Origin of the sequence: Vibrio spartinae (assembly GCF_024347135.1) — a bacterium.
GTDB lineage: Bacteria > Pseudomonadota > Gammaproteobacteria > Enterobacterales > Vibrionaceae > Vibrio > Vibrio spartinae.
The window spans coordinates 358,613-383,994 of the sequence record NZ_AP024908.1 but is presented as its reverse complement, the minus strand read 5'-3'; the positions used below and the strand labels follow the sequence as shown (position 1 = coordinate 383,994).

The window sequence follows — 25,382 nt, the reverse complement described above, 5'->3', positions numbered from 1 at the left end:
GTTCCCCCAGAGCTTAAGCGCCTAAGTTTTTCGGAAAGGGCGCTTTGAGCCATTTTTGTGACAACTGCTCAAGTACACCATTGGCTTTCGCTTGTTCGATCAAGCGATTGACTTCGCTGACCAATGATTGCTCACCTTTCATCACCCCGACATAACACGGTGAATTTTTCAGTAAAAACTTCGTCTGAGGTGCTTTATTCGGGTAGCGGGTCGCAATTTCGGTGACCACCAAATTCCCAGTGGCTATCAGACTGATCTGCCCGGACAAGAAAGCCGACAGAGTGGCATTGTTGTCTTCAAACCGTTTAATCGTTGCCGATGCCGGCGCCAGTTTGCTTAACTCAAGGTCTTCCACTGAGCCACGAGTCACACCGATGGTTTTATTCGCCAAATCATCCGCAGCGCTCACTTGCTCATCAGCAGTTCCGAATACGCCCAGATAAAACGGTGCATATGCTTCACTGAAGTCGATTGCTTTTTCACGTTGTGGGTTTTTCCCCATACTTGAAATCACTAAATCCACTTTTTGTGTTTGCAGATACGGGATCCGGTTCGCACTGGTGACCGGCACCAATTTCAATTTGACCTTCATCTGCTTGGCAATGTAGGCCGCCATATCAATATCGTATCCCTGTGGCTGCATGTCTGTTCCGACAGAACCAAACGGTGGAAAATCCTGAGGCACCGCCACCTTTAATACCCCACGTTTCTGAATAGTTTCCAGTTGATCGGCTGACGCGGTCAGTGTGTATCCCATCAACATGACCGAAGCCACTGCTATAACAAACAATCGAAGTAATTTCATTTGAGTCCCTTATCTTGTCATGAAACGATTGAAACAATCAAACCAAAATTTGCAACGATTGTGCCATGTTAGATATAACAATATATCTAATTGATTTAATTGATGATTAATTGTGAATTATCAATATAGCGCTCAAGCACAGCCCATCATTGAGCCATTCTTAGGCAGCCGGTGAACCAATACGGTGCAGGGGGGGAATTATGTCAGGGCGGCACACCCCATCAGGAAGCAAAGAGCGCGATAACGTTGTTGAGGATCGGGATAACAGGGATGCTCTTATTTACAGAATAGGAATGGATTTAGAGGCGAAATATAAAAAGATTCACCAAGGTCGTACGTCGCTCATCCATGTGGACGAGACCAGGCACTTCAGCAGAACTCATCCCAACTTTGATTCCAGTTGATTTAACCACTCATTAAATAGTGGGCATCGCTGACGCATTGTCTCGACACCAATTCGATCCGCAATACTGATACCATCGATTGCTTTCTTGAATTTTCCAGCGCCTTTTAACTGAGCCAGCCTTTTTGACGGTGCAGTTTCTCGACTATTGTTAATTTTTTCCGGTTCTTTGCACTCGGTCAATATGGCTGTAATGTTTTCAACACCCACGCCAAGTTCATCGGCCAAAATAGCTTCATCACTAAACAATAAAGCCTCAAATTCATGCATCGCCATGTAAGGAATAAATCGACTGTCTGCTCGATAATTACCATAGCGGTTTACAATTTGTCCTCGTGCAGCTTCATTTAACAATTGAGCTATTTCAGTATGGTCTTGAGTCGTAATCGAATCTAAATCAGGCCATTCTTTTAAGCCGTAATAATCAAAAAACTGAGTTACATAGATATCAGGTCTTTGCTTCAAAAAACGGCCAATGTCCCTTTCAGCACGGCTAAACTTAACATCACCACCCTTTTGACCGGATTTAGAGATCTGAGTCGCTCTAATCGAGATGTTTTTATAGGAAAGATAAGGTGCCAGAACACGCTCGACAAACACTTGCTCGGTTCTTCCCTCAACGATCGCGACCACCTCGATGTAATTATTCATTGACGGGACCTCCAGCAATGACATTTTTATTCCACAGTTCACCGACTGAGTAGTCTTCGAGCCATTCCTGATAATCTTCTGCTTGCAAACGATTAAATGTCGATGCGCCACCTTGTCGATTTGCAACAATGATATCTTCAATTGAAAAGTAATTAATCAGTTCAGGAGACTGCGTTGCCACAACCACTTGAGTTCGCTCAGACGCAGCTTTGATTAATTCAGCGAGTATAGAGATTGCCGCAGGATGTAGCCCAAGTTCAGGCTCATCAATAATCATGGTAGCAGGCGGATTTGGTTGCAATAAAGCGGTTGCCAGACAGATAAAACGAATAGAACCATCTGAAAGATGATATGGCTGCATCGGGTAATCGGAACCCTTTTGTAACCAAGTTAAGTTCACCACTTCTTTTTCACCACGCTTAAACGGCTCAATGAGAAATTCATCAAAAAAAGGGGTGACTAATTTAATTGCGTTAACAATATCTTTATATGCACTTGGATAATCACTTTTCAGTTTCAACAAAAATGCACCAATATTGGATGCATCCCAGCGTAATATTTTATTGTCTTGAATGATTTCTTCACCGCGCATCGGTGCAGTCGAGCTTGTATCGTGAAAGTGATAAATCTTCCAGGAAGCAATGGCATCGTAGACAGGTTTTGAGAATTTCGCATCAGGTGTATTCTGTTCCACCTCTGAAACCATTTTAGAAGTGCCTCCGGAACTATCACCTAAGTTCCACCAGCCAGTTTTGCTATATTTGTAATATCTGGCTTCATCTTCAATTGCTGCATCATTACTGGGTGTTGCAACTAAATTAAAGCGGAATCCCCGAGAGCCAAAATGAGTCGCAAACTCAATTTTTTTGGTGACCTTGGGACCACAAAAAAATAAATCACTGGCTCCTCCGCTATCCCGTACAAAACGATTCAATTTGCCATCAATGAGAGCGCTTAATAACTTAAAAAAGGCAACAAAATTACTTTTACCTGCCCCATTCGCTCCGACAATGATATTGAGCGCATTAAGCTCAAAATCTTCCAGAGCCTGAATAGACTTGAAACCTTTAATTGTTATTTTATCTAAAGAGCTGCTCATCGTATATCTCCCACAAGTAACGCCTTGAATTCATTCACAATGGTTCTTGGGATGGTTTGCTATAAATTATAGGATAAACGATGATTCTAACAGTACATCCTTACTCTCATCAATGATTGTTACACTCCCTACATGCTCCCCCTCAGGAAAATTACTGGACTCTGTCAGCAAGTATAAAGTATACGGAGATTCATCTATCGCCGAGAAGCGGGATAATAACACACGACTGGTATGGTTAAATCTCATCCTTTACTAACACTTCGGTGTCATTTTTTTGCGTGTAGATTCACAATTGATTGAAAATTTGATTGGGCTGCGATGTTGTGAATTGATTGATCCTATTGATGATAGAAATCGGTTCGCCTTTGCTCAACCAAAGACGAACCGGAAGTTTTACACCCTAAAGCAATGATGCTCTCTCTATTAAGACTTTTGTTTCGCCAGCTTTAAGCCGCCGACACGCACCCGCTCCGATTCCATCAGGAAGCGATAAGTCGATGCGGCAACCCCACCCCCGATAAACAGCGCATAGTTGGCAAGTTCAGTGACCCAAAATGTAGCACAGACAGCCACGAAGCCAGCAATTACAAGGGCATAGATGCTTTTTTTGTTCACACCATTTTCATACCAGTATTGCCCTTGCGGGGATTCGGTATATAACGATGGGACATCAATCTGACCTTTCTTAATCAGGAAGTAGTCGACCAGAATAATGCCGTACAGCGGGCCGATCATCGCAGCCAGAATATCGACCGTGTAGTGAATCACTTCCGGGTTGTTAAACAGGTTCCACGGTGTCAGCAGAACCGAACCGAACGCAGCGATAAAGCCACCGAGTTTGAAACTGATTTTCTGCGGTGACACGTTCGAGAAATCAAATGCCGGTGCCACGAAGTTGGCGACGATATTGATCCCCACGGTTGCAAAAATGAATGTCAGAGCCCCCAACACGGTAATCAGCCCGGAATCGAGTCGTTTGACTGTTTCAACCGGGTCGGTAATCATTTCACCAAAGACCGGAATGGATGCAGACACAATCACCACACTGAACAGCGAGAACAGAATAAAGTTCAGTGGCAGACCGAGCCAGTTACCAAACTTCAGCTTTTGATAACTACTGCAATAACGCGAAAAGTCACTGAAGTTGAGGGTCGGTCCTGCGAAATAACCAGCAACCAGTGCAATGGCAATAATCATCTGGGTGATCGCATCCCATCCGCCGAGGTTATGACTGCTCAGGTTAAAGCTGATGTTGTCCCATCCGGCACGGTTAATCATGTACAGACACAGTGCAAACATCGCCACATAAATCGCCGGCCCTGACCAGTCGATCACTTTGCGGATCATCGTCATGCCGAACATAAAAACAATCACTTGCATCAACCACATCGCACTGAAGCCAATCCAGCCGAGATAGGATAATCCGACAAAGCTTTTGTCCGCCAAACTGCTTAACTGAGGGAAGAAGTACAACAGTAAAATAATAAAGGAGCTTGAAGCTAAGAAGGTTTGAATCCCGTACCAGACCACAGCAATTAACCCGCGAATCACCGCAGGAATATTCGCCCCGAAGACCCCGAATGACATCCGGGCAATCACCGGAAACGGTGCTCCGGATTGCTGACCCGGTTTACCCATCAGGTTCGCAAAGACCATCACGATGGATATACCGGCCAGTAAACTGATAAACACCTGAATACCATTGAGCCCGAGCGCAAATAGGCTCGCGGCAAAAACGTAGCCACCGACGCTGTGAACATCAGACATCCAGAACGCAAAAATACTATACCAACCCCACTTTTGTTCCGTTTCAGGGGCCAGATCTTCATTACACAGCCGAGGGCTGGTTGGTAGTTGTGTCGTTTTCATCATCGACTCTCCATGTCAAGATTGTATACAATAATAAATACAATTTGTGTGCCAACCTGAAATAACATGGTAAAGCCGTATTGTAGGGCGCTTGGTGGCGCAACTCGCGCGGTGGATTGCACTGATTCCATGCAATTTTGCAGCCTGATGGTGCATCAGTATCCGATTCGGAACTCAACCACCGCGCAAGTCGCGGACAGAGACCCGATAAGCAAAACATCCTGAACAATTGTCTGTTTCCGTGGTATATATATTGCCTGTATATCGCTTACCGACATAAACTGTATACAAAGTATGTCGTTCAAAGAATCTGTTATAAAACGAATCTGTCATATAACGAGAAAGCACTTAACAAGAAAGCTCTTAACGAGAAAGCACCTAACGAAAAAGCACCTAACGAGAAAACACCGATGTCGAATGATGAAAAAATTTATCAGAAAATGCTCAAAGCGATTGTTGAGCATCAACTCGCACCGGGCGTGCGCCTGCCGGAGGATCGGCTCTCTGAAGCATTCGGCGTCAGCCGAACCGGGATTCGCAAAGTGTTGCAACGTTTGGCATTAGAACGGTTTGTGGTGATCGAACCGAATAAAGGCGCGCATGTGAATCGCCCGACACCGCAGGAAGCGGAAGAGGTACTGAGTAGCCGAATCCTGCTCGAACCCTTGCTGATTCCTGAGCTACAGAAACATTGGACTGCGCAGCAATCCGAGCGGTTTACCCAGATGATCAATGAGGAAAAAGAAGCCGAACGCTATGGGCATCTCTCCGATTCAATTCAGCTCACCGCCCGCTTCCATTACGAGCTTGCCAAACAAGCCGGTAATTCGGTACTGGCCGATTTTATCGAACAACTCTGCTATCGCTCGTCGCTGGTCATCGCTGCATTCGGCTCACAGCAAAGCGTTAGCTGTGACTGTGGCGATCATGCCGAACTGATTACGCTGCTCAACCAGCAAGAGACGCACGCCGCGCAACAGTGGATGACCCACCATCTCCATCATATCCGAGCCTCGTTGAGACTCGAACAAAACCAGAAAACTGTGATTGATTTTCAGCAGATTTTTGCCGGAACAGAAAAATAATTGTCATCAAGGAAGGAATAACACATGGAAGAGAACAATCCCCGCGATTATATCGGCTATGGCCGCGCCGTGCCAAATGCCCAGTGGCCGGGACAAGCGCGTATCGCGCTGCAATTTGTGTTGAACTACGAAGAAGGCGGGGAAAACTGCGTGCTGCACGGGGATGACCATGCCGAGACATTTCTCTCTGATATATTTGGGGCCGAGCCTTATCCCGAACGCCACATGAGTATGGAATCTCTTTATGAATATGGCTCCCGGGTCGGCGTCTGGCGGATCCTGAATGAATTTCATCAACGCGACCTGCCATTGACGATTTTCGGCATTGCAACCGCACTCCAACGTAACCCGGCAGTGACTCAAGCGATTGTCGAGGCGGATCATGAGATTGTCTGCCATGGCCTGAAATGGATTCATTATCAGAGTATGCCGATCGAGCAGGAACGTCAGCACATGCAGGAAGCGCTGGATATTATTGAAAACCTGACAGGCAAACGTCCGGTTGGCTGGTACACCGGGCGCGACTCACCGAACACGCGTCAGCTCGTAGCAGAACAGGACGGCTTGCTCTATGACTCTGATTATTACGGAGACGATCTGCCATTCTGGACACCGGTTGCAGGTCAGGCTGACCCACATCTGGTGATCCCTTACACCCTTGATACCAATGATATGCGCTTTGCGTCCCCTTATGGTTTCAGTCACGGAGATGAATTCTTCCAGTATCTGAAAGATCATTTTGATTGCTTATATGCAGAAGGCAAAGAAAGCCCCAAAATGATGTCGATTGGGATGCATTGTCGGATTCTGGGGAAACCGAGCCGATTTATGGCGCTGAAGAAGTTCCTCGATTATGTTCAGTCCCACGAGCACGTCTGGATCGCAAAACGAGAAGCCATTGCCCGACATTGGATTGAGACCCATCCGCCGGCCCTTTAATACAATGGTCTTCACATCGCAGATAAAGGTTATGACAGCGAAGCATTGAGAACATACGTAAACTCAAAAGGTGGTGAAACCGTCATACCAAAGCGAAACCATGGTCAATATATCGACAAAGAAAGCGTTGATAGGTGCCTGTATAAGTATCGACATTTGGTAGAGAATGCTTGCGCAAGAATTAAGCACGTTCTTTCAATATCAACGAGATATGATAAGTTGGCAAGAAATTACGCCAGTATGACCTCACTGGCGTTTACTATGATATCGCTGCCGATGTATGGCTGTGTACAGCGAAGATCAACAGCCCCTAGCGGTTTAAACCAAATTGTTGATTCTGAGCTCCCGGAATACAAGCCTCCTGAACCAGATTCGCACCGTCACTGGTGGATGCTCCGACGACACTCAGGCACAGGCCGCTGTTGCGGTTGACAATTCGCCATTTGCCAGAACCAGCCGCCTGAAAACGGAACTGCTGGTTTGCACGATTATAATAAGAATAAATGAGAATATTGGCGTTACTGTTGGTATCACTGTTGTACACATCCAGAGCCAGATTCGATGCGTTCAATGGTGAAATACGGTGCCAGATACCATCGACATTAGTGATCTCAAACCGCTGACAGTCATTATTCAACCAACGCCATTGACGCACATTAGTGCCATTTTCGGTTCCACAGTTCATCACATCCAACGCTTTATTACTGTGTACCGGCGTAATCCGGTAAGTACCGCTGATAATGCTATTCACCACACCTGAACTATCCCCGACATCACGCAAGTAGAAGCGTTGACAGCTATTGTTTAAATCATTGTACACACCAATAGATGTACCATCACCAAGTGCACAATTGCTGACATCCATCACCATATTGTTGCCTTTGGCAACCAGACGATATCCACCTTCGTTTCTCGGATGCAGATACCAACGACTGCTATTACCGGTACACGCCCCAAAGACAATATTGCTACCATTGACATTCAGACAATCAGAGCGACTGGCCGGACTCATCGTGACTGAACCGTCTTGCTGAGGTTGCAGACGCCATTTCTGACTGGCGGCACCAGCCCAGGCACGTTGCTCGGTAGAGGTATTCGTCGCGGTTAACACCCGACCACTTTGACCACTGACAATCGCCACTTCATTAACCGGAGATAATCCCCACCGATCACAGTCATTACCGTTGCAAGCGCGGTATAACTGGCCAGAAGCACGGTTTTTGATGTTAAGCAAGCCATCGGACGCAGCACTAAATGTCCAACGTTGACAGTTTTTATTTTCCCAAGGGAAGAAACCTTGTGAGCCATTGCACGACGCATCACTTAAAAACCGTCCACTATCATTTACAAAACGGACATTACCGGGGAGAAGTTGATCCACAATCACAGGAGTACTACTTTTCAGCGCTAAGTTCGCCCCAGAACCTGCATAATGATTGAGGCTCATCACTGGTGCTTGTGGTTTAGCAGTCAGCGGACCGTTTTCACCGGACGGAACATTGATGGGTTGACCGGCAGCAACTGGACGTCCTAGATTAGGTGAACCGTCCGGATGCCATGTAAACGCTTGTGCACGCATCGAGCGTGAAACACTGCATCCATCATTGGCACTGGCGTTGCCGTGATAAACCAGCCAGTCTTCCGTACCATCGGGAGATTTAAAGAACCCGTTATGTCCCGGACCGTAGACACCATTGGCGGATTTAAATATCGGTTGATTCCGCTTGGTCCATGCGTTCCTATCCATCGGATCACTGCCCGTCAACTCTAATAGTCCCAGAGAATATCCCGGAGTATTACAGTAGCTTGCCGAGTAAACCACATATACGCGTCCATTGTGAATCAAAGGTTCCGGGCCTTCATTGACATTGTTGCCAATACGTTCCCAGCTATACACCGGCTCACTCAACACGACCGGCTGACCACTGATTGTCCAAGGGTTACTCATACGAGCAATATACAACAGCTGGGAACTCCCCCTCCACTGCGAGTACATAAAGTAGAGCTGGTTATTGATGGTAATATAACTACCATCAATGTTATATGTACGACCTAATGGTGAACCTTTATACTGATACGGTCCCATTGGATCATCGCCGACACTTTCCAAGACGGAATTATGCTGATAATCATAACTACCGTCCTGACCCGATGTATACAGCATGTACCAACGCCATCCGTTCGGTCCATTTAAATGGTGAAACTCAAGAGCCCAGAAATTACAGCAGCTATTTGGGTCGGTTTCGGACCATACATTGACTGGTGTGGCATCTTTCAGCCCAGCTAATGTCGGTGACTTACGCATTGAAAGCTGAGAGCTCCACGTTGTTGTCACAGAATAGTAGTTGCCGTCATAAAACAGCAGCCACGGATCAGCCCCATTATTATAAATCGGATTGGTAAACGATGTCGGAGCAGCGAAACTGAGATGACTGACGGCAGTGAGAACAGCTATCGATAAGCAGAGTAACAACTGCCTCGACAGACATCGAAAATTCAGATCATTAAACACTTTAATTCTCCCAATAATATGGTTATTCCCTAATTATCCAGATCGCGTGTATAACTCAACCAGTGAAACCTGTCTTGTCAGGGGATTTCATTCCTGATAAGTCCTCGTTATAACTTGGTGATCCGCCACCAGTTCAGGTTAAAGCCTCCCTGTTGTGCATAGATGCCAAAGTTATAAGTACCGGCATTGATATGCACGGTATGAGATAAGGTTGTCCATTTGTCCCAGCCACCGGTCGCACCAATGTCTAAATAACCTAATACGGTTGAGCCTGACGAATGATCCAGTGACAAGCGTCCGCCCCCGTTTAAGCTAGAAACCCGGTAGTCAATACGATAGTCGCCTGAGGTCGGAATGTTGATATTGTCGTAAGACATCCAGTCACCGGTGTCGATCCAACCGACGCTGTCACCACCACCGACATCGTGACTCGGGCCGGTGCCGACCCCGTTCATATTGGTGTAATCTTCCGCTTCAATCTGTTTTGGAAAATCGTTTGACGGCTCATCGGAAGGCCGATCAGCATCGCGGTAAACCCGGACATAATCGACATACATCTTCGCAGGGAGCTTGCTCTCATCAATATTGAATCCGGGCCACTGTCCCCCGACGGCCATATTCAGAAGTAAGAAGAAATCGTTATGTAATTCTTCGGTGCCACCGGCATTATTGGCAATGCTCATCACATGGTACATATTGCCATCGACATACCAGCGAATTTCGTTTTCATTCCACTCAATTGCGTAATTATGATATTGGCTGACGTCGAGGTTATAGCTCGGGCTGGAGTAGCTCGCATGACCATTCTCTTCCCAATGAGCCGTACCGTAGATTTGGTTCTCTGCATTGATGTGTTCCATAATGTCCAGTTCACCGCAGCGAGGCCAGTCAACACGATCAATATTACTGCCCAACATCCAGAATGCAGGCCACAGACCGCTGCCATTCGGTAAACGGATACGCGCTTCGACACGACCGTAGCGGAATGACGCCAATCCCTGAGTTTTCATCCGCGATGATGTATATCGGAAGCCATTAACATCTTCACGTTTGGCGGTAATCACCAAATTCCCTTGTTCAACCGTGGCATTTTGCCGTTGGTAATATTGCAACTCCTGATTTCCCCAGCCGTTGTTATTACCAGTCTCAAATACCCAATCAGGGCTAATGCGATTGGTAAATTCATCCTGCCAGACAAGCTGCCAGTCAGCACTCATTGCTGAGTGTGAAAACAAAGCACACCCAATTAAGCTCAATGCAGTATTTAATTTCATTTTCATCTTTATCCTTAATCAACCTATCGTCATCAAATCAAGCCATCAGCATCACAATCATTAAAACTCTAGGAAGCATAACAATATGGATATTCACTTATTTGCGTATTCCCTCAAATTTTGACATTTATTCAATGAATATCACCGCAAAATGATCACAAAAATAAACGTATTTTATCAATTAACAGAACATCGCCATGTCAACCACCGCTGATGAAATCGAGCGCTGCTTCTCATCACACCCTGAATAAATCACCTTGTGTCATCCCGCTCATGATCTACTTTCAAGCACATCGGTCACGCACTGGCAGAGACCATTTATTATAGAAATATCATGATCGTATCGACATTCAGTGAGCTTCAATACCAGTAGTATTGTGCTCGAACAATATCGGTGTCTGTCCTGTTTTCTGTATTTGAATCACATTTACAAAATAACGTAACCTCATCGTGAATTTGAATAAATGCAGCTTTGCAAGACTCAGTCAGAATGGGCGGAGTCTTAATGGCGTTTTTAATGATAGGAACTTCTCTATGTCAATATACCAAGATGCGAGCTACACAACGTCTGAACGTGTTCATGACCTACTGTCACAGATGACAATCGAAGAAAAAATCGCGCAGTTAGGCGCACAATGGCTGATACTCGACGAACAGGGCGATCACCAAGAACGTGAACTGGAATTCTCGAATCAGACGGTTTCGCGTTCCGTCAAAGAAAAGCTCATGCATGGTCTGGGACAGATCACGCGTCCTCTCGGCACGCATATTGTTGATCCCGTGACTGGCGTCAAAGCACTCAATCAACTCCAAAAATATCTTGTCGAACAAACCCGATTGGGTATCCCTGCGATTGCTCATGAGGAATGTCTCGTCGGTCTGATGGCCAAAGATGCCACCCTGTATCCCGCGTCGATCAATTATGGTCATACGTGGCACCCGGAGTTGATCGAACAGGTCGCACAAGACATCAGCCGTCAGGCAAGAGCAATCGGCGCCAAACAAGGGTTGTCCCCCGTGTTGGATGTATCTCGCGATGTGCGCTGGGGGCGTACCGAAGAGACTTTAGCCGAAGACCCTTACCTAGTCGGCATCATGGCCACCAGCTATGTCAAAGGATTACAAGGCAAAGACCGGGATTTCATTGCCACCCTGAAACACTATGTCGGTCACTCTGCCAGTGAAGGCGCGCGGAATCATGCGCCAGTCAATCTCGGTTTTAAAACGCTCAATGATACCTTTCTGTTGCCATTTGAAATGGCGGTCAAACTCGGCAAAGCCGGTTCTGTCATGCCGGCTTATCACGATATTGATGGGGAACCTTGTCATAGCTCAGCCCACTTGTTAACTGAAATTCTGCGCCACCAATGGGGCTTTGACGGCTTAGTCGTGGCTGACTACGGCGGTGTTGAACTGCTGAGCGAACATCACGCCACCGCGACAGACCGCGTCGATGCGGCAGCACAATCCTTTAACGCCGGGCTTGATGTTGAATTACCGGACGACACCTGTGCAATTTACCTCACCCAAGCCATCGAACGCGGTTTGATTACAGAAGAAAAAATTAACGAAATCGTTGCCCGTATTTTATCCGTCAAATTTGAACTCGGTTTGTTTGAAAACCCTTATACCCCGGTTCCGACCGAAGCACTGCATAATGAAGTGAGTGAAAAACTGGCTTACCAAGCAGCGGCGGAATCAATTGTATTGCTGAAAAATGACGGTCATCTCCCGCTGTCTAACCAGAGCAAAGTCGCCCTGATTGGCCCGACTGCCGATGATCCTTTGGCGCTGCTTTCTGGTTATAGCTTCCCCGTCCATCTCATTTGGGCCGGTGTCAATGCCAGCGAACGAGTGGCTAAATCGATCAAAGCAGCCTTAGCGGAACGGGTTAATCTCGTGGGTTATCAAAAAGGGTGTGACATTCTCACCAAGCGTGAAAGCGGCGCACCGGTATTCCCCGGTGATGTGGATATCGCGGTGACACAAGACAAAGTCTCACCCGTCAGTCTGGATACATCTGCAATTGCATCGTCAGTCTCGATCATTGATGACGCTGATGTCGCGGTTGTCTGCGTCGGCGATCTGGCTGGGTTGTTCCAAACCGGAACTATCGGCGAAGGCTCGGATGCGGACTCGCTCAACCTGCCGGGCGTCCAGCAACAACTGCTCGATGCAGCATTGGATCGCGGTAAACCCGTCGTGGTTCTCGTAACCGGTGGCCGGCCATACCATTTGGGACGCGCTGAAGACGAAGCCGCTGCGATTGTCTATGGTTGGGAGCCGGGACAAGGCGGTGCCGACGCCATCGCAGATATGCTGACGGGCGTGATCAACCCAAGTGGTCGCCTGACGGTGTCGATCCCGAAAAATATCGGTGCTGTCCCCTACTTCTACAACCATAAGCTGAAAAGCTCCGGCACACCGATCGCATTCCACTTCGGTTCCCAGTTCAACTTCGGCTTTGGGCTCAGTTACACCCACTTCGACTACACTCACGCGACACTTGCCAAAACCGAATATGATTTTGATGAGTCAGTCGCACTTTCGGTGATGATTACCAACAGCGGTGAACGTGACGGCGCAGAGGTTGTGCAATTATATGTGCGGGATAAAGTCTGTTCGGTGGTGCGTCCGGTCAAAGAGCTGAAAGGCTTTAAAAAGGTTTTCCTGAAAGCCGGAGAACAGAAAACCGTCACCTTCCATTTACCGGTGGATATGCTGAATTTTACCGACACGTCCAACCAGCGCGTTGTCGAAGGCGGCGAGTTTGAGCTGATGATTGGTCGTTCTTCACAAGCGATTGAATCGCGTCATACCATCCACGTCAGCGGCGGTAAAAAAGTGCTGCCGCAAGCATGGCACATGGTCTGTGATGTCACGGTAGAATAAGCCATATTCTGGCTTCGGACATTTGACAGCAAGAAGAAGGGGGATCAGCATGACATGCTGATCCCCCTTCGTGATGATTGGCGCAGGTTAAAGCCGATGTTGTTACTGTACAGTGCCCGCGCAATATATCCCTCACAAGCATTAGAAAAGTATGAGTTTTCCTGAATTGTGTCGCAAAGTGGTTCTGCGTGCCTCGCCACTGCCAACAAAATCGCTCACGATACCAGCATTGAATCACAGCAAGGTATCATCATGATAAAACTGGCAATGTTCAGCAAAAACTCATCAGCAAAAACAACCCCGCCCGACGCGGTAACGGTTTGTTTTACCCACGGCTCATAGTAGGATAACCGCGATGAAAACAGCACTCGACCACCTCCCGGAGCGGAAGCAACAAGAACTTCACACCATCACCACCGTATTACGCGATACGCTGGATGATTTCTTACGCAACAAAAATGGCAGTAAGGCTGAGTTTCGGATCCTTAAAATTATCCTGTTCGGCAGCTATGCCAAAGGCACATGGGTTAGCGACCGACCCAACGGTTATATCAGCGACTACGATATTCTGGTGATCGTCAACCGCTCGGCATTGGTCGAAGAGTACGCGGTGTGGCACAGCGCCGAAGAGCAGATCGCGCGTCGCGTCACCTCTGCCCCACTCGGCTTGATCGTCCACACGCTCAATGAAATCCATCAGCAGCTCCAGCAAGGTCACTACTTCTTTAAAGATATTCGAGAACAGGGCATTGAACTGTTCAGCGCCGATAAACGGGAACTGCCCATGCCGGGGAATTTAAGTGAGTCAGAGCGAGTGGCAATTGCCAGTAAGCATTATTCAATTTGGTTTGAAAATGCGATCCAGTTTTTCAGTATTTCCCAAGATCTTTTAGTTAAAAACTGGCTTAGTAATTCAGCATTTCAATTACACCAAGCAGCCGAACGCCTGTTCGCCTGCACCCTATTGGTGTGTACCAACTATCTGCCGAAAACCCATAATATTGAAAGCCTGCGCTCGATGTGTGCCCAGCAAGATCCGGCCTTTGCCGATCTATTCCCGATGGACAACAAATTCCACCGCCGTAGCTTCCAGCGCCTCAAACGCGCCTACATTGATGCTCGTTATTCTGAGCATTTTGAGATCACCGCAGAAGAGCTGACATATTTACAAAGTGAAGTGGATAAATTGCGGGAGATGGTAGAGCAGGTTTGTCGGGGGCGGATCGCACCCTAGTGGCTTGAACTTAGGGTGCTTGGGTCTGGGTAATTGGGACTAGCTATTTGGGACAACGTGGGGCTGTCACTGAATATCTTCGGTAAACGGATGAACGACTGCCCGGATGCAACAACGGTACTTGTTAAGCTCGCAGAATCTATCATTCACACAGCGGATTGAAAATGATGTCACCGAGAGAGTACCGAGCGCTTAAAGTGGTGATTTAAACTGTCCGTTTTAGTCGGGGCAACGACAACACTTTGTTGATAGAACTCAGCTTTTATAGATTTTTTTATAGGTAATATGCATCTTTAATAGTATGTTTAAAGCGATTATATTTTTGCACAGAGAGTGTGATAGATATACTCACCCCTATAAATAGACGCTGTTGAGGCTTTGATGTCAGATGATTTTTTTGAACAGGTAGCCGCTGATAAAAGTCAGCTGGGTTTCGACTACCAAGATCTTGTATGTCTCGAATATCTCATTGATATGAAAAAAGGAGAAATTGTTGGCCTTGAAGTTTTAGATGATGTGCATCACGAGAAAATTCACGGTGGAAAAGCCTTAATCCAAGTTAAGCATTCTGTTGATGATGCTGAATCTGTAACAAATAGAGACTTAGACCTATGGAAAACCCTTTACAACTGGAGCAAGGCTCTTGAACAAATTTCAGGTGATGATATTCAACTTATCTTTTTCACAAATAAAAAGAAAACTATGAGAGAAGGTTTTGTTGATCAGTTAGATAAAACTGACATTGATTTATTTAAAATCGAAAATACGATCACCTTAATCAAGAATGATATAGATAAAAAAGAATCTACTAAAAATAAAAGTGCAGCAGACAACCCTGTAAAAAAATACGTTGATCATATTTACAGTTTGACACTAGAACAAAAAGGCACACTATTTAGCAAGATTACCTTTGTATTCTCTATTAATGATATTTTTGAAAGACTGAGAAATAAAGTTGAGCACTTCTCAATTGACAAAAATAAGTCATTAGATGTTGTTTATCAACTCATTGGTGTCTATAGGAAAAAGAAATATGAATTAATTAAAGATGGAAATAAAATAAAAATTGACTTTGATATATTTAGAAAAGAATTTCAGTTCGACCGAATTATTAAACTATCTCAAGACAGAAAAATTGATTTTTCGAGCTATCATAGGTTTAAAAATATAAATAATATAAATCCTAGAAATGGAGTATTTGCCAAACAGCTAGAAGATATAAACATAGATAGTGATGATATTATTGAATATGCAATGGAATATGCCGCTACTTCTATGTTCATTCAGAAAATTATTTCTGAAGGAGATTTTAGTACGACAGAAGATGAAGCGGTAAATGAAGAATTATATTCATCTTGGCGAACTCTGCATAAACAGAATTATAACGGACAAGATATTAGTAATGAGCAAAATCACAAGGTTCTTGCTAGAAATTGTTTGTATAGTTTGGAAGGTACAAATTTGGTTGTGTCTAACTCCGTCTTAGCGAAGCCGATGGTGATAGGAAAAGGTATGGAGTTATCTGATTTTCGTTGGATTGGTTGGCGAAAAGATTGGGAAAAAATCTACGGTGGAACTAAATGAATAGTGTGTTAAATAATGAAGCTACTGGGTTGTTAGCAATACAATCAGTGCTGTCTTATCTTGGTTCATTAAATGTAGCTAATGCATACTTAATAATTCCTTTGGTTTTTGATAAAAAAATCAGAAATTATCTAAAGCGAAAAAGCACATCCATTCTATCTGCACAAGAATTGATAACTTCGAAAAGTGATTATTTCATTGGATTTAATGAAAAGTTCACTGACTATTTAATAATAACAACAAATGCAATCCTAATGGGAAAAGAGCTTGGTTTTTTTTCTATTGAAGATGGCACCCTGACATACACAAACCATACAGATAGCTTAGATGAATATTTAGGAAAAAAAGTTAATGAAATTATTTTAGCATCAAAAAACTTGTCAAAAATTCTAACTATAGAACCTGAAGAATTATACTCTTTATTGAGATTGAAAATATGACCATTCAAATAAAAAATATATTAATCTGGCAAAAAAGTGGTAAACTCCGTAATCTTGAACTTTATCCTAACTCAGTGAATGTTATTACAGGTGAGTCAGGTAAAGGTAAATCATCAATTCTTCACATTATTGACTACTGCTTGCTATCTTCAAAGGCGGACGGTATATCCAAGCATAATATTGACGAAAAGTCCTCTTGGTATGGGCTTAGATTACAGACACGTAATGGTGATATAACTATTGCGAGGCCTGCCTACCATATAGGTGAAACTACGGAAGGATATTTTTCAGATCAAGGCCTAATTCCAGAAATCCCATATAATAATATGAAAGTTGATACGCTAAAAAAAGTGCTAGATAAGTCTTTCGGCTTGGATGGTGAATTGAAAGTCCCTTATGGGGGCAGAACCATAAAGGCAGGTTCTAAAGTATCATTTCGTAGTTTTTTGAGCTATTGCTATCAAGATCAAAATGCTCTTGTTGCACCAGGTTATTTATATAACAAACCTGAAGATCTAAAAACGATAGAACGTATTGAGCGAACATTTCGTATGGCGTTAGGTGTTGTTGATAGCGAAGGTGCAATAATAACTGAACGCCTTGAGAAGCTCAAAAGGAACCGATTAAGCTTAGAGCAACGCTCTGAAGTGATGCAGAATAAGCAGCTTCATTTTCAAGAAGATGTAGAGCAACTAGAACAGGAAGCAATTTCACTTGGGCTTCTCGACAAACCTAGTGAATATATTAAAGATACTCTAAGCAGTTTAAAGTCGATAGCCGAATCAAATATTGAAGAATTTAGCAAAGCGGATATCCAACTCAAAGACCTTGAGTCTAAACAGCTAGAGTTAAATCGGAAATTACAACAGTTTAAACGGTTCAATGAAGATTTTAGCAAGTACCAATCTCTTCTAAAGGAAAGTGATGACTCCATCCTTCCAATTAAATACATTCTCGATAGGTATCGAGAGACACTTCCGGGCACTAACACAAGCACTCTCTTGCTTGCGTTAGAAGAACAATTATCAGCAGTAAAAGATAGTTGGAAGACAAGAAAGAAATCACCGTTATATGTTGATGTAAATTCCAAAGCTAAAGCTTTGCAGAAAGAGTTGGACGATCTAAAGGCAAAGATTAGTAAGCTTAAGTCTACTAACAAGTCGCTATCTTCTCCTAAAGATATATATAGGTATCAAGGAAAGTTATCTGTGAAAGTAGAGCTTTTCTCGGAACGTTCGATTCCGATTGATTACAAAGAAAAGCTTTCCGAAATTGACAAAAAAATTGAAGATTTAAGTGGTCATGTTCAAAATATCGAGTCTAAGCGTGAATTTGTTATGGGTAAACTCAACAGATATATCAACCTGCATTTAAGTCGACTGAAACTCAAAGGGTATGAAAATAGCCAAGCTGTATTTTTAGAAAAAGAGCGTGCTATTAATCTAGTTCTCAATGAAGGAGAAGCTATCGAGAAGATGATTGATATCGGTAGTGCATCTAATTACTTGTACTTACATTTGTCTTACTTCATGGCGCTGCATAAAGTAGCAAGAGAGAACTCAGTCCCTTGGCTTGCACATTTCTTAGTTTTTGATCAGGTAAGCACTCCCTATACGTTAGAAAACGAGGATGATATCGCAAGTCTAGATCTAGCATTGAGGGAGATTAATATGTACGTAGAAAAAATGAAAGATAAGGGAGGTATTCAGGTCATTTTGATGGAACACATCCATGAAGCACATTGGCTAAACTTAAAGCTTTCGAACTTTAAACTTGTTGATCGTGAACTGGTTGATGACTATGGGTTGATTAACTAGATATCTGATTTAATTATAGATGGTAGGCAATTCTATCTGCTTGCCATTTTTTCGTGATGAGTTAACTAAATTCGGTGATTAATAGCCATACACATGCCGCGGAAATAGAAATTCGCCGTGTCAATGATAATAGCGCCCAATAAAAAATCGGTCCGGGCTGTGTGTTTCATCGGTAGTGTTCAAATTTCTGTGTCATTTCTTTAAACTGAACCAAAAAGGAAATGACACCTTATGTCTGACGATAAATTCGAAATTGATATTCAAGCTTTTGCCAAAGCATTGCAATCCGGTCAGGGCCTCAACGGCAAAGACGGTTTGCTCACCCCGCTGATTAAGCAAATCTCTGAAGCCGCGCTCGGGGCTGAAATCGAACAGCACCTTGAAGCTGAGCCCGACAATCGCAAAAATGGAAAATCCCGCAAAACCGTTAAAACCTCATCCGGGGAATTTGAACTTGAAACGCCCCGTGACCGAAATGGCTCTTTTGACCCGCAAACTGTCAAGAAGCACCAGACCCGACTGACCGATGAGATGGAATGTAATGTCCTCTCCCTCTTTGCCCTTGGCAACAGCTATCAACATATCCGGGAATATCTGCTGGATATGTATGGTATCAGCGTTTCCAATGGCACGATTAACGCCATCACCGACCGTCTTATCCCTGAACTCAGAGCATGGCAGGAGCGGGATTTAGACCCCGTCTATCCGGTCGTCTGGCTCGATGCCGTTCACTACAAAATCAAGGAAAACGGTCGCTTTGTTTCCAAAGCCATTTACACCATCCTTGCACTCAATATCGAAGGAAAAAAAGAGCTGCTGGGGATTTATCTTTCTGATGCCGAAGGCGCGCATTACTGGCTCAGTGTCCTGACCGACTTACAAAATCGCGGTGTCAAAGATATTTGTATTGCTTGTGTCGATGGCCTCAAAGGGTTCCCTCAGGCGATTGAAACCATTTACCCGCAGACTGAAGTCCAACTCTGTGTTATCCATCAAATCCGTAACTCGATGAAGTATGTCGCCAGCAAAAATCAGAAAGCGTTTATGGCGGATTTAAAATGTGTTTATAAAGCGGCAACCCTTAAAGCTGCCGAACATGAGCTGGATGAGCTGGAAGCCAAATGGGGACCACAATACCCGCTGGTGATTCAGTCATGGCGCAATAAATGGGAGAACTTATCGGTGTATTTCAAATATCCCGAGCAGGTTCGCAGAGCCATTTACACCACCAATGCGGTTGAGGCGGTACATCGTCAGTTCCGCAAACTGACCAAAACCAAGGGCGGTTTTGCTAATGAAACCAGCTTGCTCAAGCTGTTGTATGCAGGTATGTTGAAAGCCAGTGAAAAGTGGACACATCCGGTGCAGAACTGGAACCTGACACTGTCTCAGCTCAGCATCCACTTTGAAGGCCGACTCACTCCATATCTGGATTTATAAAAATGGGCGTGACACAGAATAATGAACAGTCTCACTTCGGGGGCTAATTCGCCCCTTTGCCTATTATAAAATGGACATGACACAGAACAGTCTCCATCTATTTGGAGTGTTCTTTTCTCAAGCGCTCATTATATTTTTCAAGAGCATTTTCTTTTATATAATCTGATGAATCACTATCAGCCATTTCCTTTAATATATAACTCGGTGTTCTTTTATTACACGCTATTCTATTTCTAACTCCCTCATCTGGATCTTTTGAGAAAAGAATATAAAGCTCCTCCTCTAAAGGATATTTTGACGCTATAGCATGTCTTACCAGATCATCATTATCATAGGCTAACTTCCTTATTATTTCAGTAGGAATAGCCCTATTCCTAGCGACCCACACACGCATATCTTTATTTTTTTCAATAACTTCCATCCAAACATCAAGAGGCGCTTCTTCAGTACCAGCCCTCATGTAATCATCTGGTTCACTACTACCTCTTAACCTAATAAACTCTTTCGCGCTATGTATCATAAGTTTGTTACCCACATTTTTTCTTATTAATTGAAATACTTTTCATCTTTTTCATAGGAATACTTTTCCCTGTATTACCTTTATGTTTGTTATCTAAAAATTGCCCATCAGCATCAGCATCAGCGATCCACTCTAAAGAGTCACCTTTTTGCTCATACACCTTATAAGCTGAGCCACCATGACCAGTAACATCCTTTGACCACCACAATTTAGTTTTACCATCCTGATAGTATTTCTCTTTGAAAGGACCGCCTTGTAATATTTTACTAGTTCTATCACCGTCTATTTGCCATGCATTAAACCCCAGCGGATCCACCCATTCCATCGGGTTATGCACATATCCCTGCGGCCGCAACCCTCCTGCAAATCCTATCGGGTCTGAGCTGAGATACTGGCCACTGTCTGCATCGTAGTAACGATTGAGGTTGTAGTAAAGCCCGGATTCCCGATCTTCGATCTGTCCCTGATAACGCAGGTCACAGGTCAGGGCTTCGTTGGCAACATCTTCCAGATAACCGCGTTGAATTTTGAGGTTAAACTGTTGCTGCTGGTATTTGCCCCACAGTGCCTGTTCACCGCGCCATTCGATTTCACCGTCTTCTCGGACTAACTCTTGCGGCGTCCCGGCATGGTCAGTAACGATATAGTGCAGGTCTTGGCGGTTGCTGTTGTGGCGGGTGGTCACCTGCGCCATCGGGCGGAAAGTTCCCGGCTCGTACAGATATTCGGTGCTAGTCAGCGCCGTGCCGTCGGCGGTGATTTGGCTCTGCTGTACCAGCGTGCTGCCGTCCCACAGGTAATGGGTCTGCTGTTGGGTTTGCAGGCACTCTTTGGCGATGCGTCGCCCGAACGGGTCATAACGGTAGCGGTAACGTCGCCCGTCCGGCAGCTCAATATGAGTCAGGCGGTCTTCGTCATTCCAGATCAATGTCGTGCTTTGCGGGCGGAAGCCGTCTTTCGATTCGCTTTTCTCGATGACCCGGCCACATTCGTCGTAACGATATTGAAAGCGGCCAACTTCAGTCACACGCCCGGCTTTATCATAGTCGCGCTGCTGGCGTTTTATCCGCTCGTCGGCCAGCGACACCACATTGCCACCGTATTCACTGCCGAAACCTTCTTCATTGAGATTCAGCTCGCTGTCATATCCGAACAGGTGGACGAACCCGGCTTTGGTCTCCCACGATTTACGCTGGCGTACTGCGGTAATCTGACTGTTCGGGTTAAGAGTGAATTCGGCACTGCCGCGATGGCTATCCTCAATCCCCGTTAATCGATCCAAGGCATCATAGCGATACCGGCGCAGCGATTGATTGCCCAGTTGCTGCCCGAGCAATAATCCGGTCGCACTCCACTGATGTTGCAGATTAAATCCGGTATCCGTCTGGCGAGACTGCTCCTCACCGCCCGGCAGATAAGCAAACTTCAGCGGATTGTGGTGACCGACTTGCAACTCAGATAGTCGTTGCTGCTGCCATTGATAACTACGCTCAGTCTGTGTGCCGCTAAACTGGATGCGCCGCCCGGCTGCATCGTACTGGTGGGTCAGTTCAGTGCCGTTGATATTTTCATTCAATAATTGCCCTGCCGGGCTATAGGTGAGTGCAATCCACGCATCACCGTTTTCTGCATAGCTCAGCCGTGAAGCCGCATCATATTCATACCAGCTTTTCCCGGTCGCATTGTCCTGATTATCGAAGCTTTCACTCTGGCGCAGGCGTCCGCACACATCGTACTGATAGCGGAAGGTATGACCGTCCGGTTTGCTGCGCTGCACCAATCGCCCGGCCGGGTCATAGGCGTAGGTTTCAGAACGGCCGTCGTAGTGACGCTCACTGGCAACCTGCCCCAGTTGGTCAAATCCGTACAACCACTGCTGGCCGTGACTGTTGGTCACACCGGCAAATTCGGCTTCGACATTGTAGTGATACTGCGTGGTTGCACCCAGCGGGTCGGTGACAGCTTTAAGCTTATCGAAGGCGCCATATTCAAAGCGCTGGGTTTGACCGAGTGCATCGGTAACCGAAATCAGATTACCTTCAATATCGTAGCTAAAATGCGCTTCTGTGCCGTCTTCGTAGATAACTTTATCGGGAAAAGAGTTTGATTCATGGTAATGCCACTGACGGGTGAGATACCCCTGACTATCCCGTTTATCACTGACCCGTTTCACCAGTCGGTCAAAGCGGTCATAATGGTAGGTCATACCATAGCCAGTTGCCGGATCCAGCCTCATCAGCAGACCGCGTTCATTGTAGGTATAGCGGGTCACGCTGCCGTCCGGCTCGGTCACGGAATCACGCAAGCCGTGCTCGGTATAAGTCATTTGCCAGACCCGACCTTCCGGGTCAGCAATCTGAATCACATCGCCCTGAGGGTTATGTTCATACAACCAACTGGCACCGAGCGGGTCAGTGTAACTTGTCAGCCAGCCCTGCTCGTTGTAACCATAGCTGTGTACTGTACAATCCGGCAAAGTCACTGCGGTGACATTGCCCCATGCATCATAGCTGTAGGCTGTTGTCTCCCCCAATGCATTGGTTTCGCCAATCAGTAAATCGTCCTGCCACTGTTTCTCTACCCGATGCCCTGCCGCATCAATGATGACAGATGGTCGATTATGCTCATCCAAATGGTGTGCTTCAATGCCACCAAAAGCGCTCTTGTAGTAGTGAATATGGTTATCATCATCGTAGCGAATTTGGTCGGTCCATAACCCGTCAGCACAGCGGCTGGCAATTGCCCGTCCCTGCGCATCATAATCGTGTTCAACCCAGGTATGCGCCAAATCCTGCCAGCGAGTTAAATAACCTTCTTTACTGTACTGGTAATCGAAATTACGTCCTGCTTCTCCCCGCACTGAAAGCAGTCTGCCGGATTTGTCGTAGTCATAGCGGGCCAGCTCACGCAATGGCACTCGGTCAGCATCGCACAAGGTCAGTTGTGTAATACGGTTACGCTCGGTTTTGACCTCAATCAGCCGTTCATCACTGAGAATGATCCATTTGAGCGTGCGACGCTCATAAGCAAACCGAATGGTATTGCCGTAAGCATCAGACATTTGGGACAGACGCAAGGTTGTGCCAATCGCATGACCAAAATGATAAGTCAGACCATCTTTATGCCGGAGAAGTAATTCCGCCTGCTCTCCCCGAGTCAACCGCCACTGAGGTTTGAGTAAAGAGGTCGTTGCTTCATTCGGCTCAGGAAGCGCGAATATACACTGGGTATAGTCGGTATCGGTAAAGGTGGCGAACATCCCCTCGATGGTCAGCGACATATCCCAACTACTGCGCCACAAACTGCCCATCAGGCCGGTCTCTCTCAACCCAGTGGAGTGGTAATAACGCTGGTGCTCCAGCGATAACATGCCTGCCAGTACAAAATCCTGCCGCGCCTCGTACACTTTCCCTGTATTGAGGTCGATTGGCTCACCTTTTCGGGTGCACTGATTCGACGGACCTTCCCCCGCTTTACCGCAACCGCCAGTCTGCTTCGGGCTCGAATCATCCGGTGCAGGATGTTTGTTTGACGGTACCCGCTCTTTTCCGGCATTGAGATTATCTGCATCGACCACGGTCTTTTTCGGATGGGGTGTGCCGGTTTTGCGGGTCACGACTTTGCCGATAAATTCATCAACTTTGGCACTGATTTTACCGACCATTTCGTCGATTTTCTTTTCCAATGACTTCATTGCCTTGACCAGCATCTCAAATGAGTTGCTCAGCAGTTTGACCGCCCAACTTTTGCTGTTCTTAATCGCTTTGGTCAGCCCGTCAATAATGTCATTGAGTAATTTTTTGGCTTTGTTGGCGTACTCAGACAGTAAGCCACCGAACTTCTTCAGGTACTTGACCAGATTGCCGTTCGACAGGCTGCGCAGCATCTTCATCGCCTTTTGGATGGTGCGCGAGTCTGCTTTTTCCAGTGCATTGATAATGGTTTTGCCGGTTTTCTTGGTTGCATCCCCCAGCCCCGGCACAAAACCAATCACCACCAAGGCACCCGTCGCCCAGTGCCAGAAGCCCAATTCATCTTTGGTACAAGTGTCCCAGCCCCAGCAACCTAAGTCATACAAGTCCATCGCCTGCCCCACCACCGGGACAAAGCCGAGTGCAATTTCACAAAACAGCAAGATGGCCGTATTGTCCTGCGCCATGCCGGCCATTTCTCCGGCCAGACTGTGGTGAATTTTGTTGACCGCTTTTCTCAGTTCGAGCGAGCCATGGTTGATCTCTTTATCCAGCGCCCAGAAGCGATCATAAGCCTCTTTGTAGTCACTATCGATCCAGGTAAACAATTTCCGGTCAACGTCCACAAAGCTGTCAGAGCTATCATCTTCATCATAAGTCAGATACCCCTTTTTACTCAGCAGGGTATACAGGGCAAAATATTCTCCGGCTTTGGCGGCATATTCAGGGTTGGATTGAATCACCGGGTTATTTTCTGCCGCTTCTTTGGGTTCAAACTCATCACTGCCTTCACCGAGCAGAAGCTCAAACCCGCCACAGCCCATGTTCTGGACTTTGCACATGCCCTGCTTGTCGGTTTTACCTGAAATCTCAGTTTTATTGCTGTCAGTCAGTACAAAATCTGCTTCTGGTATGGGCTTATTATCATCATAATGATAGCGGATAAATACTTCACAGCCACACTCGACACACCCACCATCAAGGACGTTGTCGGTTGAAAAATTCTGGGTTGCCGCTTCTGCACTCGAGAGTAGGTCGGCTTTTTTGTTGTTGCTCATAGGCTGATAAAAGTATGAAAGAAGTGTGGGAATTCGTTCATTGTGTCGCAAAGTGCGCATGAATGCAT

At 45.7% G+C, this 25,382-nt stretch carries 16 protein-coding genes and 1 pseudogene; 9 read left to right on the top strand and 8 right to left on the bottom strand.

Annotated elements, in window-relative coordinates; translation table 11 throughout:
- Positions 1 to 13 precede the first annotated feature (13 nt).
- The 4 genes from OCU60_RS19530 to OCU60_RS19515 all read right to left on the bottom strand — a co-directional run bounded on the left by OCU60_RS19530 (position 14) and on the right by OCU60_RS19515 (position 4,830).
- Entirely contained in the window at positions 14 to 805 is a 792-nt protein-coding gene (locus tag OCU60_RS19530; protein ID WP_074373022.1) for a transporter substrate-binding domain-containing protein, read from the bottom strand.
- 379 nt (positions 806 to 1,184) lie between these two features.
- Entirely contained in the window at positions 1,185 to 1,859 is a 675-nt protein-coding gene (locus tag OCU60_RS19525; RefSeq protein WP_074373021.1) for a DUF4276 family protein, read from the bottom strand.
- On the bottom strand, positions 1,852 to 2,958 hold the full coding sequence (locus tag OCU60_RS19520; RefSeq protein WP_074373020.1) for an AAA family ATPase: 1,107 nt from the start codon (positions 2,956 to 2,958) through the stop codon (positions 1,852 to 1,854). Before OCU60_RS19520 ends, OCU60_RS19525 begins: the two co-directional genes overlap by 8 nt.
- 423 nt (positions 2,959 to 3,381) lie before the next feature.
- Positions 3,382 to 4,830 (bottom strand): NCS1 family nucleobase:cation symporter-1, encoded by a 1,449-nt coding sequence (locus tag OCU60_RS19515; protein ID WP_228449048.1) that lies wholly within the window; start codon positions 4,828 to 4,830, stop codon positions 3,382 to 3,384.
- A 407-nt stretch (positions 4,831 to 5,237) separates the two neighbouring features.
- On the opposite strand from OCU60_RS19515, the gene OCU60_RS19510 reads away from it, so the two are divergent.
- The 3 genes and pseudogenes from OCU60_RS19510 to OCU60_RS23090 all read left to right on the top strand — a co-directional run.
- Positions 5,238 to 5,912, top strand: coding sequence for a GntR family transcriptional regulator (locus OCU60_RS19510; protein WP_074373019.1), 675 nt, complete (start codon positions 5,238 to 5,240; stop codon positions 5,910 to 5,912).
- A gap of 24 nt (positions 5,913 to 5,936) precedes the next feature.
- Positions 5,937 to 6,851: an allantoinase PuuE gene (gene puuE, locus OCU60_RS19505; protein ID WP_074373018.1), complete on the top strand. Its 915-nt coding sequence runs from the start codon at positions 5,937 to 5,939 to the stop codon at positions 6,849 to 6,851.
- A 126-nt stretch (positions 6,852 to 6,977) separates the two neighbouring features.
- Positions 6,978 to 7,112: pseudogene (locus OCU60_RS23090) on the top strand (IS5/IS1182 family transposase); the annotation flags it as partial.
- Positions 7,113 to 7,161: 49 nt separating this feature from the next.
- On the opposite strand, the gene OCU60_RS19495 reads toward OCU60_RS23090, so the two are convergent.
- Positions 7,162 to 9,363 carry an RICIN domain-containing protein gene (locus OCU60_RS19495; protein ID WP_074373017.1) on the bottom strand — a complete coding sequence of 734 codons (2,202 nt, stop codon included), beginning with the start codon at positions 9,361 to 9,363 and terminating at the stop codon, positions 7,162 to 7,164.
- A gap of 107 nt (positions 9,364 to 9,470) precedes the next feature.
- The gene (locus tag OCU60_RS19490; RefSeq protein ID WP_083602641.1) at positions 9,471 to 10,643 is read right to left on the bottom strand and encodes a carbohydrate-binding protein; all 1,173 of its coding nucleotides are present in this window, start codon (positions 10,641 to 10,643) and stop codon (positions 9,471 to 9,473) included.
- A gap of 528 nt (positions 10,644 to 11,171) precedes the next feature.
- On the opposite strand from OCU60_RS19490, the gene OCU60_RS19485 reads away from it, so the two are divergent.
- The 6 genes from OCU60_RS19485 to OCU60_RS19460 all read left to right on the top strand — a co-directional run bounded on the left by OCU60_RS19485 (position 11,172) and on the right by OCU60_RS19460 (position 20,044).
- Positions 11,172 to 13,529, top strand: a complete 2,358-nt coding sequence (locus OCU60_RS19485) for a glycoside hydrolase family 3 N-terminal domain-containing protein (RefSeq protein ID WP_074373016.1) — start codon at positions 11,172 to 11,174, stop codon at positions 13,527 to 13,529.
- 355 nt (positions 13,530 to 13,884) lie between these two features.
- A complete protein-coding gene (locus OCU60_RS19480) occupies positions 13,885 to 14,763 on the top strand; it encodes a HEPN domain-containing protein (RefSeq protein WP_074373015.1) in 879 nt (292 codons plus the stop codon).
- Between the two features lie 381 nt (positions 14,764 to 15,144).
- Entirely contained in the window at positions 15,145 to 16,347 is a 1,203-nt protein-coding gene (locus tag OCU60_RS19475; RefSeq protein WP_074373014.1) for a hypothetical protein, read from the top strand.
- Positions 16,344 to 16,787, top strand: coding sequence for a three component ABC system middle component (locus OCU60_RS19470; protein ID WP_074373013.1), 444 nt, complete (start codon positions 16,344 to 16,346; stop codon positions 16,785 to 16,787). The genes OCU60_RS19475 and OCU60_RS19470 overlap by 4 nt, the downstream gene beginning before the upstream one ends.
- The gene (locus OCU60_RS19465) at positions 16,784 to 18,604 is read left to right on the top strand and encodes a DUF3732 domain-containing protein (protein ID WP_074373012.1); all 1,821 of its coding nucleotides are present in this window, start codon (positions 16,784 to 16,786) and stop codon (positions 18,602 to 18,604) included. Before OCU60_RS19470 ends, OCU60_RS19465 begins: the two co-directional genes overlap by 4 nt.
- Before the next feature lie 231 nt (positions 18,605 to 18,835).
- Entirely contained in the window at positions 18,836 to 20,044 is a 1,209-nt protein-coding gene (locus OCU60_RS19460; protein ID WP_261854759.1) for an IS256 family transposase, read from the top strand.
- 97 nt (positions 20,045 to 20,141) lie between these two features.
- Here the strand turns inward: OCU60_RS19460 and OCU60_RS19455 are convergent, their stop codons facing one another.
- Together OCU60_RS19455 and OCU60_RS19450 are read right to left on the bottom strand one after the other, a co-directional pair.
- Positions 20,142 to 20,579, bottom strand: a complete 438-nt coding sequence (locus tag OCU60_RS19455) for a hypothetical protein (protein ID WP_083602558.1) — start codon at positions 20,577 to 20,579, stop codon at positions 20,142 to 20,144.
- A complete protein-coding gene (locus tag OCU60_RS19450; protein WP_159439435.1) occupies positions 20,572 to 25,314 on the bottom strand; it encodes an RHS repeat-associated core domain-containing protein in 4,743 nt (1,580 codons plus the stop codon). The genes OCU60_RS19455 and OCU60_RS19450 overlap by 8 nt, the downstream gene beginning before the upstream one ends.
- Positions 25,315 to 25,382: the final 68 nt, after the last annotated feature.